The 17,441-nt window shown below is 42.2% G+C and carries 16 protein-coding genes; 13 read left to right on the forward strand and 3 right to left on the reverse strand.

Going from position 1 to position 17,441, the window contains the following annotated elements; genetic code table 11:
- Nucleotides 1-15 precede the first annotated feature (15 nt).
- From groL to LKO28_RS08695, 8 genes are all read left to right on the forward strand, one after another.
- Nucleotides 16-1,656, forward strand: a complete 1,641-nt coding sequence (groL, locus tag LKO28_RS08660; protein ID WP_227694403.1) for a chaperonin GroEL — start codon at nt 16-18, stop codon at nt 1,654-1,656.
- Between the two features lie 231 nt (nt 1,657-1,887).
- Nucleotides 1,888-3,357 carry an ATP-binding protein gene (locus LKO28_RS08665; RefSeq protein WP_227694404.1) on the forward strand — a complete coding sequence of 490 codons (1,470 nt, stop codon included), beginning with the start codon at nt 1,888-1,890 and terminating at the stop codon, nt 3,355-3,357.
- A gap of 6 nt (nt 3,358-3,363) precedes the next feature.
- On the forward strand, nt 3,364-6,960 hold the full coding sequence (locus tag LKO28_RS08670) for a response regulator (RefSeq protein ID WP_227694405.1): 3,597 nt from the start codon (nt 3,364-3,366) through the stop codon (nt 6,958-6,960).
- Nucleotides 6,961-6,980: 20 nt separating this feature from the next.
- Entirely contained in the window at nt 6,981-7,352 is a 372-nt protein-coding gene (locus LKO28_RS08675) for a response regulator (protein ID WP_227694406.1), read from the forward strand.
- Complete coding sequence (locus LKO28_RS08680) at nt 7,353-8,177, forward strand: CheR family methyltransferase (protein ID WP_227694407.1); 825 nt, start codon at nt 7,353-7,355, stop codon at nt 8,175-8,177.
- Nucleotides 8,178-8,181: 4 nt separating this feature from the next.
- On the forward strand, nt 8,182-8,760 hold the full coding sequence (locus LKO28_RS08685; RefSeq protein WP_227694408.1) for a chemotaxis protein CheB: 579 nt from the start codon (nt 8,182-8,184) through the stop codon (nt 8,758-8,760).
- 16 nt (nt 8,761-8,776) lie between these two features.
- Nucleotides 8,777-9,145 carry a response regulator gene (locus LKO28_RS08690; protein WP_227694409.1) on the forward strand — a complete coding sequence of 123 codons (369 nt, stop codon included), beginning with the start codon at nt 8,777-8,779 and terminating at the stop codon, nt 9,143-9,145.
- Between the two features lie 23 nt (nt 9,146-9,168).
- Entirely contained in the window at nt 9,169-11,382 is a 2,214-nt protein-coding gene (locus tag LKO28_RS08695) for a mechanosensitive ion channel family protein (protein WP_227694410.1), read from the forward strand.
- 383 nt (nt 11,383-11,765) lie between these two features.
- Here LKO28_RS08695 and LKO28_RS08700 read toward each other — a convergent pair whose 3' ends face one another.
- Nucleotides 11,766-12,173 carry a hypothetical protein gene (locus tag LKO28_RS08700; RefSeq protein WP_227694411.1) on the reverse strand — a complete coding sequence of 136 codons (408 nt, stop codon included), beginning with the start codon at nt 12,171-12,173 and terminating at the stop codon, nt 11,766-11,768.
- Between the two features lie 432 nt (nt 12,174-12,605).
- On the opposite strand from LKO28_RS08700, the gene LKO28_RS08705 reads away from it, so the two are divergent.
- Both LKO28_RS08705 and LKO28_RS08710 read left to right on the forward strand, forming a co-directional pair.
- On the forward strand, nt 12,606-12,848 hold the full coding sequence (locus tag LKO28_RS08705; RefSeq protein WP_227694412.1) for a hypothetical protein: 243 nt from the start codon (nt 12,606-12,608) through the stop codon (nt 12,846-12,848).
- Between the two features lie 88 nt (nt 12,849-12,936).
- On the forward strand, nt 12,937-13,182 hold the full coding sequence (locus tag LKO28_RS08710) for a hypothetical protein (RefSeq protein ID WP_227694413.1): 246 nt from the start codon (nt 12,937-12,939) through the stop codon (nt 13,180-13,182).
- Nucleotides 13,183-13,208: 26 nt separating this feature from the next.
- Here the strand turns inward: LKO28_RS08710 and LKO28_RS08715 are convergent, their stop codons facing one another.
- A complete protein-coding gene (locus LKO28_RS08715) occupies nt 13,209-15,452 on the reverse strand; it encodes an inorganic phosphate transporter (RefSeq protein ID WP_227694414.1) in 2,244 nt (747 codons plus the stop codon).
- Nucleotides 15,453-15,672: 220 nt separating this feature from the next.
- Here LKO28_RS08715 and LKO28_RS15580 point away from each other — a divergent pair, with 220 nt between their 5' ends.
- Complete coding sequence (locus LKO28_RS15580) at nt 15,673-15,855, forward strand: Na+/H+ antiporter NhaA (RefSeq protein WP_227694415.1); 183 nt, start codon at nt 15,673-15,675, stop codon at nt 15,853-15,855.
- On the opposite strand, the gene LKO28_RS08725 is transcribed toward LKO28_RS15580, so the two are convergent.
- On the reverse strand, nt 15,778-16,620 hold the full coding sequence (locus LKO28_RS08725) for a universal stress protein (protein WP_227694416.1): 843 nt from the start codon (nt 16,618-16,620) through the stop codon (nt 15,778-15,780). The two genes, LKO28_RS15580 and LKO28_RS08725, sit on opposite strands and share 78 nt — an antisense overlap.
- Nucleotides 16,621-17,000: 380 nt before the next feature.
- Between LKO28_RS08725 and LKO28_RS08730 the strand changes: the two genes are divergently transcribed.
- Nucleotides 17,001-17,156 (forward strand): hypothetical protein, encoded by a 156-nt coding sequence (locus LKO28_RS08730; protein ID WP_227694417.1) that lies wholly within the window; start codon nt 17,001-17,003, stop codon nt 17,154-17,156.
- Between the two features lie 90 nt (nt 17,157-17,246).
- A complete protein-coding gene (locus tag LKO28_RS15445; protein WP_262906058.1) occupies nt 17,247-17,381 on the forward strand; it encodes a hypothetical protein in 135 nt (44 codons plus the stop codon).
- Nucleotides 17,382-17,441 lie beyond the last annotated feature (60 nt).

The following is a 17,441-nucleotide window of genomic DNA, read 5'->3' on the forward strand; positions in this document are numbered from 1 at the left end:
ATACGAATTAAAAAAATGGCAAAACAAGTAAGATATAACGTAGAAGCACGTGACGCACTGAAAAAAGGTGTAGACAGTTTAGCAAATGCAGTAAAAGTAACTTTAGGTCCTAAAGGGCGTAACGTAATTATTGAGAAAAAATTTGGTTCTCCAGCAATTACTAAAGACGGTGTTACCGTGGCCAAAGAAATCGAATTGAAAGATGCTTTGGAAAATATGGGGGCACAAATGGTAAAAGAAGTTGCTTCAAAAACAGCTGATCAGGCTGGTGATGGTACAACGACTGCTACTGTTCTTGCGCAAGCCATTATTGCACCAGGATTAAAATCTGTTGCAGCAGGCGCTAACCCAATGGATTTGAAACGTGGTATCGATAAAGCTGTTGCGGCTGTTGTGGCAAACTTAAGAACGCAGTCACAAGAAGTAGGTGCTGACAACAATAAAATCAAACAAGTAGCTACGATCTCTGCCAATAATGATGATGTTATCGGTTCGTTGATTGCAGAAGCAATGGAGAAAGTAGGAAACGATGGCGTTATTACGGTAGAAGAAGCAAAAGGTACCGAGACAGAGGTGAAAACAGTGGAAGGTATGCAGTTCGACCGAGGTTACTTGTCTCCGTATTTCGTGACTAACTCTGATAAAATGGAGGCAGAGTTAGAAAGTCCTTATATCTTGATTTACGATAAGAAAATCAGCAACATGAAAGAATTGCTGCCGATTTTGGAAAAACAAGTACAAACAGGAAAACCGCTACTGATTATCGCTGAAGATTTAGATGGTGAAGCATTGGCTACATTAGTGGTTAACAAAATTCGCGGTTCCCTGAAAGTAGCAGCGGTTAAAGCGCCTGGTTTCGGAGATCGTCGTAAAGCGATGTTAGAAGATATTGCGATCTTAACCGGTGGTACTGTTATTTCGGAAGAAAGAGGCTACAAATTAGAAAATGCGGAACTTTCTTATCTTGGTCAAGCAGAAAAAGTTGTTATTGACAAAGATAATACAACCATTATCAATGGTTCAGGTAACGCAGAAGATATCAAAGCTCGCGTTGCGCAGATCCGTTCACAAATTGAAACGACTACTTCAGATTACGACCGTGAGAAGTTGCAGGAGCGTTTAGCAAAATTGTCTGGCGGAGTTGCGGTACTTTATGTGGGAGCAACTACAGAAGTAGAGATGAAAGAGAAAAAAGATCGTGTAGACGATGCTTTACATGCGACTCGGGCAGCGGTTGAAGAAGGAATCGTTGCTGGTGGCGGTGTTGCTTTCATTCGTGCTACTGCAGCATTAGCAGATGTTAAAGGCGTCAACGAAGATGAGACGATTGGTATTGATATCATCAAGCGTGCGATCGAGGAGCCTTTGCGTCAAATCTGTAACAACGCAGGTATTGAAGGTGCGGTAGTTGTACAGAAAGTAAAAGAAGGTACAGCAGACTTCGGCTATAACGCGCGGACTGATGTATACGAAAACTTGATTGGTGCCGGTGTAATCGATCCAACAAAAGTTTCTCGTGTAGCGCTGGAAAATGCGGCTTCCGTAGCATCTATGCTATTAACAACAGAATGTGTATTAGCGGATGAGCCAGAAGAAGGCGGCGCGGCTGCTGCTGGTGTCCCTCCAATGGGAGGCGGTATGCCAGGCATGATGTAAGGGTTTCCTTTAAATATATAAAAGGCTTCAGAGAACTTTCTGAAGCCTTTTTTGTTTATAGACAGGTGAAAAGTCGTATATATTTCCGTTATAAAGATGATGGCTGCGGAGCATGGGAGGTGTTTATTGTATATGCAGAGGTGATTATATTGCATATAAAAATAAATTTATTTAGGTTTATAGCTATTAATAGAATAGGCACATCAAAATATTGATCCTAAAAAAGAATGCATGATTCTAATCGTTGACGACCAAATAGAAAATATATATTCGTTAGAAAAGCTCTTAAAATCGAAGGGGTTCGACGTTGACTCCGCTCTTTCGGGGGAAGACGCACTTAAAAAAGTACTAAAGAATGATTATGCTCTGATTATCCTCGATGTGCAAATGCCCGGAATCGATGGCTTTGAGGTTGCCGAAACCTTATCCGGCTACAGCAAAACCAAGGAAGTGCCGATCATATTTTTGTCTGCTGTGAATACAGATAAAAAATTTATAACCAAAGGGTACGCTTCGGGCGGGATAGATTATATTACCAAGCCGTTAGATCCTGATATTTTGATGTTGAAGGTGAAAACTTTCTATCGGCTATATGAACAGACCCTAGCGCTTAACGACGCTCAAAAGATATTGGAAACGGAAATTGAGATAAGAAAAAAAGCACAACAGGAACTGAAAGATAAAGTTGAACATCTACATACCACCCTGGAAAGTTTGCCACAAATTGCTTTTACGGCTGATGCCCGTGGCAATATTACGTTCGTTAACAAAAGATGGTATAATTTTTCTCGCTGTCCCGAAACGTTCCCCGAAGTACATCCAGATGATACCTGCATCAAAAAGGTATGGAAACACTGCATCGAAAATAGCCAGCCGTTAGAGTTAGAGGTGCGCATAAAGGAACTGAAATCCGGGCTTTTCTGTTTTCACCTTTTGCGTATTATTCCTGTAAAAGATAAAGCCGTTATACGGAGTTGGGTGGGGACCTTCACGGATATACATGAGCAAAAAGAAGAAGAACGTAAGAAAGATGAATTTCTGAGTATCGCAAGCCACGAACTAAAAACTCCGTTGACGAGTATTAAGGCTTACATCCAATTATTAGAACGTATGCCCGATGTGAACAAGGAGAGTAAATTTGCTACATATATAAGCCGGGCACAAAACCAAGTGAATAAATTGGATAGTCTCATCGCAGATCTGCTGGATATTTCCAAGATTGAGAACGGGAAACTGAAGGTAAATAAGAAGCCGTTCGATATAGAAGCACTGCTGGTGAGCGCGATCGAAACGATTTACTATACCCATAGCCATATCAACGTCAAAATCGAGCGCGAAGGCGAAGTGATTGCACAGCAGGTTAACGGTGATGCGTTCCGCATTGAACAAGTACTGATCAATTTTCTGACAAATGCCATAAAATATTCTCCTGACAGCGAAAAGGTAGTGGTGCATACCAAGGCGAAAGGAGATCACCTCTATATTTCGGTGCAGGATTTCGGCATCGGTATTCCCGAACACAAAAAAAATAATATTTTTACCAAGTTCTATCGTGTGGAAGAATCATCTGTGAAATTTCAGGGGCTGGGTATTGGTCTGTATATCTGTGCAGAGATTATTAAACAACATAACGGAACATATGGCATAGAAAGTTCTTCCTTGCAAGGGACAACGTTTTATTTCACGATACCATTTAACTAAATTAATATGTCAAAAAAACTCGTTCGGAAGCTACAGGTTGGATTTGGGTTTTCGTTGCTCGTGTTGCTGATAAGCGCAGCTGCGTCTTACATTAGTATCCAGACACAAATGAGTAACCGGAGTAAGGTAATAAAAACGCAGCAGACGATAAACGCCGTTAATCAGATTCTGATCGATTTACAGAATGCAGAGACCGGGCAACGTGGATATCTTTTGACGGGCGAAACGGCCTTTTTAGCCCCATATTACCAAAGTCAAACTTCGCTGCCATCTTCCTTGTCTGAAACGCGGGATTTAGCACAAGGCGTACCCGATCAGGCTCGTCGTATAGACAGTATCGCCGATTTGGTAAATACACGACTGAAAACTTTAGAGGCGCTTGTTGATTTGAAAAAAGCAGGCGGATCTCCTACAGTCGAACAATTGGAAAGCGGTAAATTCTACATGGATAGTTGCCGCACGATTATTGAACGTTTTGTAGCGGAGGAAGCTGATAAACTGGGTGTCAATGCAGCTAAAATGCAACAAAATTCGGGGCTAACTTCTTTTTTTATCGTTTTCGCCGCTATGGTTTCGCTCATTGTTACCGTTTTGTTTTACCTGCAAATTCGTAACGAGTTTCGTCGACGAGAGAAAATGCAACAGCAGCTTCGCGAAAAAGACGAGGATACTACGCATCGTTTAAATATCATACATAATATGGCCGAACAGATTGCTGCCGGCGATTATACGGTTAGGCTAGACGATAAGGAAAGAGATACATTGGGATACATTGCTTCTTCTTTGAATGGGATGGCCCTGGCATTGGAGGAGTCTTTTGGCAAGCTTCATGATAACGAATGGCGACAGACCGGCTTGGCGAAAATAAACGATATCTTGGCAGGTAATAAGACAGAGGAGGCCGTGGCTAATGACGCATTGGAGCTGCTTGTGTCTTATACGGAATGTGTGAACGGAGCCTTCTATATATGGGATAAAGGACGCTTGGGGCTCGCGGCCTATTATGGGTTAGAAAGCCATATGAAAAAAGAATATCAGCCTGGCGAAGGAATCGTCGGGCAGGTGTTTAAGGACAAACGCGTTAAATTGCTAGAAAATGTTGGTGATGAGGAATTTGTTGTTAGTTTCTCGTCGGGACAAATTAAAGTCAACCATCTTTTATGGTTGCCGTTGATGCTAAAAGGACAGTGTTTTGGAGTCATAGAATTGGGTAGTGTCGTGCCGTTTGAGAAATTGGATCAGGAATTTTATAGAGAGGCTTGTTATAATATTTCGCTAGAAGTATTAGCGGCTAAAGGAAGAAAGCAAATCCAGACTCTACTTGAAGAAACGCAAGCACAGGCAGAGGAACTGCAAACGCAGCATGCCGAACTAGAAAATCTGAATACGGAGTTGGAAGCGCAGGCACAAAAGCTACAAGCTTCCGAAGAAGAGCTCCGTGTGCAGCAGGAAGAGCTCATGCAGTCTAATCAGGAGCTAGAAGAACGATCGAAACTATTGGAAGAAAAGAATCAACTTATTGCCGAACGAAATTTGGATATCCAGAAGAAAGCTGAAGAACTTGCGTTGAGCACAAAATATAAATCCGAATTTCTTGCCAATATGTCACACGAGCTTCGGACCCCATTAAATTCGATTTTGTTATTATCCCGATTGATGGTCGAGAATGTCGACGATAACTTGACGGAAGACCAGATCGAATCGGCTAAAGTTATACAGAGTTCGGGCTCCAGTTTATTGAGTCTCATTGACGAAATTTTGGATCTCTCAAAAATAGAGGCCGGCAAGATGGAGCTGGAGTACGAACACATGGCTTTGACGGATTTGAGAAATGATCTATTGAATCTTTTTATGCCGATCGTGGACGAAAAGGGGCTTGCCTTGAAGGTGGAGATAGAGGAAGGCGTATCCGCTTATGTGGAGACGGATAAGTTGCGAGTAGAGCAGGTATTGCGCAATCTTCTTTCTAATGCTATTAAGTTTACACCGAAAGGTAAAGTCGCCTTGTCAATCACACAACAACCGCTGAATCCCGATTATATACAATTTATTGTTAAAGACACTGGAATTGGAATCAGTCCCGAAAGCCAGAAAATAATATTTGAAGCTTTCCAACAGGCAGATGGTTCTACACGACGCAAGTTTGGCGGAACCGGATTAGGTCTGGCAATCAGCCGTGAAATTGCCCGATTATTAGGGGGAGAGATTAAATTAAGTAGTACGCCGGGTGAAGGCAGTACGTTTAATTTTATAATTCCTGTTAGGAAACCTTCTGGCTCCTTGATGCCGCCAGCAGATATACTTGTAGAAAATATTGCGCAGGAGGTGGAAGAAATGACCGCGCTCGTTTCGGAGGCCCCTTCTTCATTAGCTGTTGCCAATATTCCCGAAGAGGTAGAAGATGATCGTCATGATATTAAACCGGGTGATAAAATTATTCTCATTGTTGAAGATGATACACCTTTTGCCGAAATATTGCTGAAATATGCGCGCCAAAGCGGCTATAAAGGTATTATTATTGTGAGGGGAGACTGGGCAACAGAGGCGGCAGAGAAATATCAGCCATTGGCGATTCTATTGGATATACAGCTGCCTGTGAGAGATGGCTGGCAAGTAATGGATGAGATTAAGAATAACCCGAAAACCAGACATATTCCGGTACACATTATGTCGTCATTAGAAGTGAAGCGGGAGAGCTTGTCTAAAGGAGCCATAGATTTTATCAATAAGCCGATTGCTTTGGAGCAGATGAGGCAAATGTTCAGTAAGATAGAAGATGCGCTTACCCAGAATCCGAAAAAAGTATTGATCGTCGAAGAAAATCCTAAACATGCTACGGCATTATCTTATTTTCTAAGTAATTTTAACATCGCGTCGGAAATCAGAAGCAATGTGGAAGACAGCATTCGGGCGTTAGCATCCGATAATGTTAATTGTGTGATCTTAGATATGGGTGTGCCGGACGATACAGGGTATGAAACTTTAGAGGCTATTAAGCAAAAAGAAGGTCTAGAGAACTTACCTATCATTATTTTTACCGGAAAAAATTTATCACAAGCCGAAGAACGTAGAATAAAACAGTATGCAGATTCGATTGTTGTAAAAACGGCACATTCTTTTCAACGTATTTTGGATGAGGTGGGGTTGTTCCTTCATTTGGTAGAAGAAAGTAATCTGGAACCTGAAAAAAGAAAGACCAATAAGCTTGGATCTCTCAACGAGGTGCTTAATGGGAAAACGGTTCTGATTGCAGACGATGATGTAAGAAATATTTTTTCCTTGACAAAAACATTGGAACAATATCAAATGGACGTGATTTCAGCCATAGATGGAAAAGAGGCGTTGCAACAATTGGAAAAGCATCCGAAGACATCGATTATCCTCATGGACATGATGATGCCTGAAATGGACGGTTATGAAACGATCAGACAGATTAGGAATATGCATGATTACGCGAAGCTACCCATCATAGCCGTAACAGCGAAAGCGATGACGGGCGATCGAGAGAAATGTATCAAGGCGGGAGCGTCGGATTATATTTCCAAACCGGTCGATAAAGATCAGTTATTATCCCTGTTGAGGGTTTGGTTATATGAGAACTAAGATTAGTACTTAATATGGTGATGGAAACGCAAAAGATAATCTTGCTTATCGATGACGATATCCGGAATATTTTCGCTTTGGAATTAACATTGAAAGCTCGAAAATACAGATTTTTGTCAGCTCAAAATGCTACGGAAGGTTTGCAACTCTTGCAACGCAACTCGGACATCGGTTTGGTTTTGTTGGATATGATGATGCCGGAAATGGATGGTTATGAGGCTATACAGCGGATCCGGAGCTCGGATAAATACGGGCATGTTCCGATCGTCGCAGTTACGGCGAATGCAATGAATGGCGACAGAGAGAAATGCCTGGCGGCTGGAGCGGATAGTTATGTCGCGAAGCCTATTGATGTAGATCGGTTAATGAATGTTATTGAGGAGTTATTATAGATGATCGAGTTGGATATCGTGAAAAACGACGATATGGAAATGTTGTTAAAAGATATTTCTCATTTGTACGGTTATGATTTTACCCAGTATAGTAAGGCGTCTTTGAAAAGACGTCTCAACAGGATATGTATGCTGGATAAATTCACAAGTTTTGCGGAATTAAGGTATAGGCTCATTCATGACGGAGCTTATCTGTCCCGCTTTATTGAGGAAATAACCGTCAACGTGACCGAGATGTTTAGGGATCCCCATTTCTATGCCACATTACGCCATCATATTTTACCTGTATTGAGAACATATCCGTTTATTCGTATTTGGGTGGCAGGATGTTCGACCGGAGAGGAGGCATATTCATTGGCGATATTGCTGAAGGAGACCGATTTATTTGATAAAACGCTGATTTATGCGACGGATATCAATCCTAGCGTGCTCGAAAAGGCCTCTAAAGGTATTTTCCCGCTAAACCAAATGAAGCAATATTCCAGAAATTATATTTTATCCGGCGGGAAACGTGACTTTTCTTCTTACTACATGTCGATGTATGATGTGGTAAAGTTTAATTCCGATCTAAGTAGCAAAATGATTTTTTCTACACATAATTTGGTGTCGGATTCTTCCTTTAACGAATTTCAGCTTATTTTGTGCAGGAATGTCCTTATTTATTTTGATAAAGACCTTCAAAACAAAGTGTTTAAGCTTTTTGACGATAGTCTTCAGCCATTTGGGTTTTTAGCTTTAGGAGCCAAAGAGACGCTTCGGTTTTCCAATGTGGAACATCGCTATAAACAGTGGAACGAGGATAAGATTTGGAAGAAAATATCCTAGTGTAATGGAAAATAGAAAGACGACGGAGATTTTATTGATAGGAGGCTCTGCGGGCAGCATCAGCGTTCTTTTAGAGGTATTGCCTCAACTTCAGGATCATCTTTCTTTTCCCTTGGTCGTGGTGGTGCACCGTACATCACATCCGGAAAGTATGCTGGAAGAACTGCTGCGGTTCCGTAGCCGTCTTCCCGTAGAGGAAGTCTACGACAAGATGACGTTGAAAGATGCGTGTATTTACTTGGTACCAGCGGATTATCATCTTTTATTCGAAAACAAGCGGATGGTATCATTGGATTGCTCTGAAAAGGTCAATTATTCAAGACCATCTATTGATGTTACCTTTCAGTCTGCTGCGCAGATATTTGAGGAGCATACAGCTGCCTTATTGCTATCGGGCGCTAATGCGGACGGCTTAGAGGGATTGCGCTGTATAGCCGAAAAGCAGGGTGACGTGCTTGTGCAAGACCCGGAAACAGCCGAAATCGCTTATATGCCGCGACAGGCTATTCTTAATTTACAGGTTGATGCTGTTTTGAAGCCGAATGAAATGGCTCCTTTTATCAACCATTTAAGTACACAATAATTAACTTTATCAAACTATGAAGAATAAAACCATACTGGTATTCGATGACGATACAAATATTTTGGATGTTTTTACAATTGTTCTTGAGGCCTCGGGCTACCATGTGGAGATTTCCGAAACCTCACATAATATTTTGGAACGGGTCAAAGAAGTAAACCCGGATATGATCATTATGGATAATTGGATCCCGAATATTGGAGGCGTAAAAGCCACGCAGATACTGAAGAGTGAGTCCGCTTTTAAACATATACCCGTCATTTATTGTTCGGCGAACAACGATGTAAGTTTACTTGCAGAACAGGCCGGAGCGGATGCCTACTTAGCCAAACCATTTGATTTGGATGAATTGGAGAGTACCGTGGCGGACTTGCTTCGAAACACTTGAGCCGTATACGGTGTTCTATCAGTATGATTAAGACAGAGAAGAATAGAAAGTCGTTGCAATGGCTGCTCTGGCTCTTCGTATTGTTGCTATACAGTCCTAGCCAGGCTATGGTCCAAACCCAAGATTCCATTCTTTCCCCTTCGCAACAATCCGTTTGGAAAGAAAGGCAGGCGCAGGTGCTGTATTGGAAAGAGGTGCAGGACAGCATTTCAACAACGCTAGACAATATCAAAAAGAACTTCTTGTTCGATCGCGATACGCCGGACTCCACCGGCTTAGACAGTGCTTTGGTTTTTTTAGTCGCAAAAAAGAAAGATATCGCACAGTATATTTACGACATCAAGACGGCTAGATCGACCTGGGTGTCGTCGCCTAGGCAGACGGAAGCCGAAGAGGACAGTCTGGTTATGGAGGGATTGTTGGAGCCAGATTCTACTGAAAATAGAATGAAAGGTTTGGTAGATACCTTACCACAACTTGTTCGAGGTTATGAAAGATTGATCGGCGATGTTGTTTATTTAGAAAGATTGATCGGTAGCCAACGAGTGGAAATGGCGATAACTGATGTAGATTCTGGATCCGTGTCAATGCATCCTTTTCGGCGGCAGATGGTAAGGGCTGTGCAGACCAACTTGGGAAAAGACGGTTCTTCTTCCGATTTTTTTGACTACCCGGCATGGAGTAGCCGACTCTTTTTAATCCTGATAAGCGTACTTTATTTTTATTGGATGTACAAACTGGGTCGGAAAACAGAACAGGAGAACGAAGAATTTCGGCTGTATCGGAATGAACCGTTGTGGATTCCATTCCTAAAGGCCTCGATATTCTTCTTGGTATTATTGCCTTTTTCCTCCTTTTCCGTACCTGTCCTTATTCTCGAGAGCAGTTATTTTCTCGTTTTTGTTTTTCTTTACATCATTCTTTACAACGAGCTTTCGGCCTTTAAACGTAAAGTATTAGGACTAGTTTTCGTTTCCTACGTCATCCTGATAATAGCAAATCTTTTTCTGTCGACACCATGGTGGACGAAGGCTTTGGCTATACTGGCTAACATCTTCAGTATTGCTGTTGTTTGGTCTATGGGCCGCCGCATAGATGTCGATAATCCGATAGGATATATCCACCGCTATGCCCGATGGATGATTGTGTTAGGGCATCTCCTCGCCATTGTATTGACGATATCTGGATATATCGGCTTTGCACGAATGTGGGGGTTGGCGGCAGGTATTGCGCTGCTACAGGTTATTGCATTACGTGCCGTACGCGAAATGTTACTACACGATATCGAACTTCAATATGAAAAGGCGAAGCCGGAAACTTTATTTCGGCGATTCGATCTGAAGCGGGTGTTGCTCAGTTTTGAGCGCTTGTTCCGGTTTTGCTCTGCGGTGTTGATTGTGCTGGTACTGTTAAACAATTTTCACCTCGTTCGTGAAGCAAACTCTTTATTGGAACGCTTGCTCATGACAGAACACAAAATCGGTGGTATTACGTTTAAATATGGAAATCTTTTGCTTGCCGTTGCGGTGATCTGGTTGGCAAATTGGTTCCAGAAAAATCTAAAAAATCTGTTGGACGATACGTCGCCGAGAGGCGAGATGCAGGTGCGAAAGATGACCTTATTCCCCCTGTTCAGACTGCTGATCGTCGTCGTCGGTTTTTTGATCGGTATTAGCATACTGGGGCTTGGTTTAGATAAATTGACGGTTATTATTGGAGCATTAAGTGTGGGGATAGGTTTAGGACTACAGAATATCATCAATAATTTTGTGTCGGGTGTTATTCTGGTTTTCGAAAAGCCGTTCAAGATCGGTGACTACGTAGAACTCGCGGACAAAAAAGGACAGGTGATGGAGATTGGTATTCGCTCCAGTACGTTGCTGACCGACGAGGGATCACGCGTTATTATCCCCAATGGTGACCTGCTCTCGGGCCGACTTGTCAATTGGACATTTAGAGATGCGGATATTCGCGTAAACTTGAAACTAACAGTAGACAGTACCGTTCCGATTGAGCAAATTAAGAAAGAATTGAAGACCAGGCTAACGAGCTTCGAAGAGATTGACCGATCGATCCCAGTAAAAATATTTACAAAGGAAATCACGGCGGATAACTATCAACTAAGTATTCAAGTGGGCGTTCAACATGTTCGTTATATTGAACGTTTTCGGAGCCAGTTTTTAGAGTCCTTTAAAAAAGATATGGACGTACGAGGAGTCAATGTTTCTTCAAGTTAAGGGATACGGTCACGCTGAGTTGGCTGGAAGATGTTTGTGTTTAAAACGAAACAGCAATACTGGATCGTGCTCGATATAAATAAGCGGAAGTTTCCGTTGTGCGGGTGGTAATATTCGTTCCTGGTCGATAAGATAATTTTCATCGCATTGCTAAAGAACGATGTCAAATGTAATGTTTTTGACTTCCTGTGCCGGTATCTCTATAACGTTCGGGCCAAAGGGGTAAGTATTTCGCCTCCCCACATAACGGTCGCTGCGCTTTTCGACGTAAGGTATATAAATATCGTAATCTCCCAGCGCCAGATATTATAAATAGGCTCCGTGGATATGCCATGTAAAAATTCTAAGAGGTTGTTGGCCCGTTATTTTGTTTCTCCTTATTGTTAAATGAACTGTGAATGATCTCTTCCCATCGGGTTTGTTCCCGGTTCGACAACAGGGTCACGATCGATATTGGGTTCGGGAGTAGAGAGCTCGTTAATTTCGGGCTCGGCATCCGGATTGATTTCGTCAATCTCCGGATTAGGTGCCTCAAGCGGGTCGATGTCTGGCTGCTCGTTTGGTTGGTTTTCATCTATTTCATCCAATTCCGGCTCTTCCCGTTCCAATGGTTCTACATCAGGTTGTTCTGGTGGTAGATTCTCAATGCGCTCCCCCTCGTCAGGCAGATTTTCCTCGCCCGGTACGTCTCCTTCACGATTTGGAGTAGCAGGGTCGGTTGTCGGGTCAACTAATGCAAAAGCCAGGATCGGACCTCGTCCTTTCGTAGCAAAAATGTTTTTCGTTTTCATGATATTTTCTATATTGATGTATTAATCGAACATTTCCAAACTCATTAAGTTGCAGCGATAAATACCCGAAAACTGAAATAAATACCTTACATCTAATTCGTGCTCATTAAATAAAAAGACCCGCCGGTGTGGGTTGTATCATTAACTTATCGTTTTTTATTTTTCTTCCTTTAAGGGGAAAAGAGGGATCACTGATTTTTTGATATTGCTTACTAACGCTTCGACGGAATAACTTCACAGAAAAATACGAATGTACGTCAGAGATACGTGTCCTAGCGGAGCAAAATACCCTTATTTAGTTTTGAGCCAACTATTTCGAGGTTCAATCCTTTTATTATGAAAGACATACATCATGATTTGGAAGATATAAGGATAGATCATGTAAATGTAAACAGGGAATAAGTAATAATGGTTTCATTAAACAAGAACAACATGGAAAATTTAGAGAAAAACGTTCATGCAAAAGAAGGAGAAATGACGAAAGAAATTGAGAGCAAGACCGCACAAGTACCCTCAAAAGTATATTTGTGTGTAGCACTTACCGCTATGGCGGCTTCTGCTACCTTAAAATGTATGGGACATAAGCACACCGCCTTGTTTGTAGGGCAATGGGTTGCTCCTTTTCTGCTTTTTGGCATTTACAATAAAATTGTAAAGACACAAGGACACGATTAAGTTCAAGTTAAGAAATAGAAAGGCCGTTCCTGTTTTTGGAATGGCCGTTAATAAGGATTCTGTCGAAACATTATAAAAATAAACAACTATGGCAACTAAAATCGAAAACGAAAAAATCGGTCTAGGCGAAAAAAAGAAAAAAAAGGAAGGGGATACCTATAAGGAACTCGGGTCGGTCATCGAAAAGACAGAGCGCACCAAAGACGGCGATGGAGAAGCTGGCGTAGACCCGCAGGCAGAGCAGCTGAATGACACGCCTAACGATCCAACAGACCGCCCATTGGAACGGCGGAAATCCACGGATAATCGAAATGTACAAAATCAAAAAGAGTAGTGGAAAAACTTTCCCCTATTATAAATTTAATTATTCTCAAAACGGCCGTAAAGCTTGCCGATCCGGAATAATACTGCTTGGATATCACGACTTTGTAGAAACAGGCCAGTTTGTAATAGGGCTTGCTTACTTCCTGTATTATCGCGACGGATAATATTTAACTGCTTTTCGAAATTCGTATTGATGTAATCTCGGATTTGGTTACGCGTCGTTCGCAGTTCATTTATATTCGGTGTTTGCTCTGTTTTCAATTCTTCTACGAGCTGTAAGAAAAACGCTTGCATCATTACATTCAGCGTATCTACAATCGTGGTAAACTTTGGATGTAAGGGTTGGTGTAGATTCTCAAAATATTGTAAGCTCTCGATACTCAAAGCATTGGCCGACTGAATCAAGTCTTGCAATAAGTCAGTGCTATGAACGACAACTTCGGAGGTTTTTTGATCGGTTGCATTAAGCTCCCGGATAGCCCGAAGGCTTTTCCGCTTGAGTTTATTTGTATACTTATGTAACTCTTTGAGCTCCTCATTGGTTTGCTTCAGCAAATGAATGTTATTATCGCTGATACCATTAAGGATCTGACGGTACTGCTGAGCCAAATCAATCACGAAAGCTACCGTCATTTTCTTGCTGCGCACATAGACATCCAGATCTTCGCCATCTAGCAAACTGAGCTTAGTTTTCTCGGATTTCGCTTTTTTCTCTTTCTTCGCAAAGTTAATGTGGGAGATGATAACATACGTGAGAACCGCAGCCATAAGAATCAATGCCCCCACCATGCCGCCTTTATAGATGATCAGTGCGAAAATAGCGGAGACACTGAAAGCGATCAACGCCGTTATAAACCATCCGCCGATTACGCTGAGCACGCCCGTTACACGATAAACTGCTGATTCGCGGCCCCAGGCCTTATCGGCCAATGACGTTCCCATTGCCACCATAAAAGTAACATAGGTCGTTGATAAAGGTAGTTTTTTAGAAGTTGCCCAAGCGATCAGCAAGCTGGCCAAAACCAAGTTCGTAGAAGCGCGGACTAGATCAAACGCTGGTGCATCTCCTGCTACCTGCGTCGCTTGCCTTAGTTTTTCCTTTTCAAAGCTAATGTTATAGCGACGTCTTACATTTTTGGGCACAAAAGCCGAAAAAATATTTCCCAGTAAAAATGAAGTACGGACCACACTTCGTGAGACAGCATTGGGTCTGAATTTATCGTCTTCCTCGTCGTTTTGACTACTGAGATTAACCTCTGTTTCGGTTACTTTTCGAGCTTTGGAACTCAACCAGATAGTACCCGCCATTAACAGGCCGGCCAGTGCTAGCATATAAGTGGGAACAACCACATCGCTACTGGCCAGGAATGTTTGGTATAGTTGGTCCGCAGGCACTCCACTTCCAAGCCAATTTTGATAGGCTATAAGTCCAGAGATTGGAACTCCGATAAAGTTCACCAAGTCGTTCCCGGCAAATGCCATGGCCAGCGAAAACGTGCCTGCCAGGACCACGATTTTTAGCGGGTTGACATCAAATAGCCGCTGTAATAACAAGCACAAGAGCGTGAAAAACGCGAAAATACAAAACAGTACAAGCGCGGTGTTGTCTAGGACCCAAGTAATTAAGTTTGGATTAAAAAGCGTGGTCCCTTTCATCCCCTTGATCAATAAAAAATATACGATAGCGGTGATCCCGAACCCGGAAAATATAGCTCCGAACTGTGCTAAGCGCTTTTCATATTGAAAAGAAAACACCATGCGAGACAGGTATTGTACGAGCACGCCGGTGGTAAACGCAATAAGAATAGAAAGAAATATGCCGGAAATAATTGAAAAAGTACTTTCTATATTGATATATTGCAGGCTGTGGGCGATTGGATCGTTGCTTTCAATAGTTAACAATAGACCTGTCATCCAGGCGGCACCAAGCAGTTCAAACACAATGGAGACTGTAGTGGACGTAGGCAAACCGAGGGAGTTGAATACGTCCAGAAGTACAATATCCGTCAACATAACGGCCAGAAAAATCCACAATACCTTGTCGAACGTGAAAAATTCGGGATGGAAAATTCCTTTTCGGGCGATTTCCATCATTCCACTAGAGAAAAACGCTCCTATCAAGATGCCGAGGGCAGCAAGGGCGAGGATCGTGCGGAAAGAGGCTACCCGGCTGCCAATCGCAGAATTCAGGAAATTTACAGCATCGTTACTAACGCCGACAATCAAGTCGCCAATTGCCAGAACGAGCAATACAATAATCAAAAAAAGATACCAATCCATTACTGTCAGATTAAACGCACAAAACTGCAAATTTTAGGTTAATTTACCATTTTTTTTATATTAAATAATTGTTAACTAAATATTATTTTGGCGATTCCGGCGACTACAAAAAATAGCGGTGAGTCTCCATTGCTCAAATTGGAACACGCTCTTCCTACACCGGTAACATCGTGCCGCTTTTTGCGCTGGCGAACACCGCCATCCGTTTTGAGGACTCATTTTGGGGAAGCCGATCGGTATTTTCTTGATGACTAAACTTGCTATTGCGTCAGGTATCTGCTCCAAGCCTCAAGGCGCTTCTTGGCGACATATTTTAGATGGGACGTCATTCAACGCCGCCAGTCAGCAAAACGGGTGTCTTAGGATTGAGAATAATAGCTCTTGCAAGGCTTTTATGAAATAGCTTTTCAAAAAAGTTTCTTCCACCAATAAGCGTAAGTAATGTAAGGTCTGCCTGCAGCCGATCGAGGATTTCATTGACCGAATCTACATTTTCCTGCACGTGGACTAATTCCGACGAAAGATCATCAAAATCGACTTTTGTAGTTAGCATTTCTTGCCATTCTTTTAACTCCGCAAGATCCGCGTCGGTAGGGCGCCCGTTCTCATGGATGTGTACCAATGTGCAAGATATAGGGGCAGATTTACCTAGCAGAGACTGAAGGCTGCGAAGGGTGTTCACATCCTTTTTTTGATAGTCAGTGAAGAACACGACCTTATTCAATCTAAACGGTTTTGCATATTCTGGGACGATCAGCATCGGTTGTGCAATATGTTTGGCTAAGTCGTATGTATTACTTCCTAAAACGTCAGTGCGCATGCCAGATGCTCCACGAGTTCCCATGATCACCATACAAACGTTGTTTTGGGCAATATAGTTGTCGACACCGTCTAGAAGACTACTTTTGACAATACCTGTCGTAATGTTTACGCTGTAATCATTGCCTAGTTTCTCTGTAAAGTCGGCCAATCCTTTTTCGGCTCCGAGACGTGCTCGCTGTTCGTCGGTTTGGTTGGCCAACGGGCTCTGGAAAGCGGAAGTAAATGGTCGGTATGCATGGAGAATATGGATGTCCACGTGCATATTTTGAGCTAGCTCTAAAGCGTAATAAGTAGCGGTCAAGGAATTATTCGAAAAATCTGTAGGAACCAAAATAATTTGTCTCATGTTCAATAAGTTTAGTAAGGACTGACCGTTGGGTCAATGGTCTCGTTCTTTCAAATGTACAAAGCCTTCGTGGTTTTGACAAGGGTTACGTCGTTATTCCATATTTTTCGGACATACCTCCGCATTTGAAAATAATCTGTAACTATTTTTTTTAACAAGTTATCTTTTTTGTTTATATGTTCCGGTTGATGTGATTATTGGCCTACAGGTCGTTATATTTTTTTATCGCTTTACCGTGATATCGCTTTCCCCTTGAGTAATTATTGCATTCGATGTGGGCATATATAAATCAGAATAGCATTATCTTTCTTTTTATTGCACCGTAATTTTATATACATCCAAGTTTTGGCATTTCTCTTTTGGAGGGATGCTAAAAGTCCATGCGGAGAGGTGAGCTGACCTCCGGCGCTTTTCTCAATTATATAGTCGTCGCCCCTCGCCTACGTGTCTATACGGAAGTAGCGAAGGATGCGATTACGCTTCCCGTCTTTTTTGAAAATCGCTTTCATGAAAAGAGCCAGATATTAAAATTATAGCAGCAGGAGGTTTGTCGGGCATGCTCGTAGGTGCCGGAACAGTGCTACTTTGGGTGTATTTATCCCCATGATTATAAAAACGTATATGAGATGATACCTGCATTTACATTAAGCTTTTTAACGACAGTTGTTGTGTCTTTACTGACCAAACCTGTTCCCAAAGAAGTTGAGCAGGAATATGACCAAATGAAGAGAATAACCGCAGATCGGGGGGAGGAGATCTAAGAGCCGAGACAGGAAATTTATTTTCCTAATTCGGGATGATGCACTATATTTGGGGCGTTC

The organism is Sphingobacterium sp. FBM7-1 (assembly GCF_020687765.1).
Lineage (GTDB): Bacteria > Bacteroidota > Bacteroidia > Sphingobacteriales > Sphingobacteriaceae > Sphingobacterium.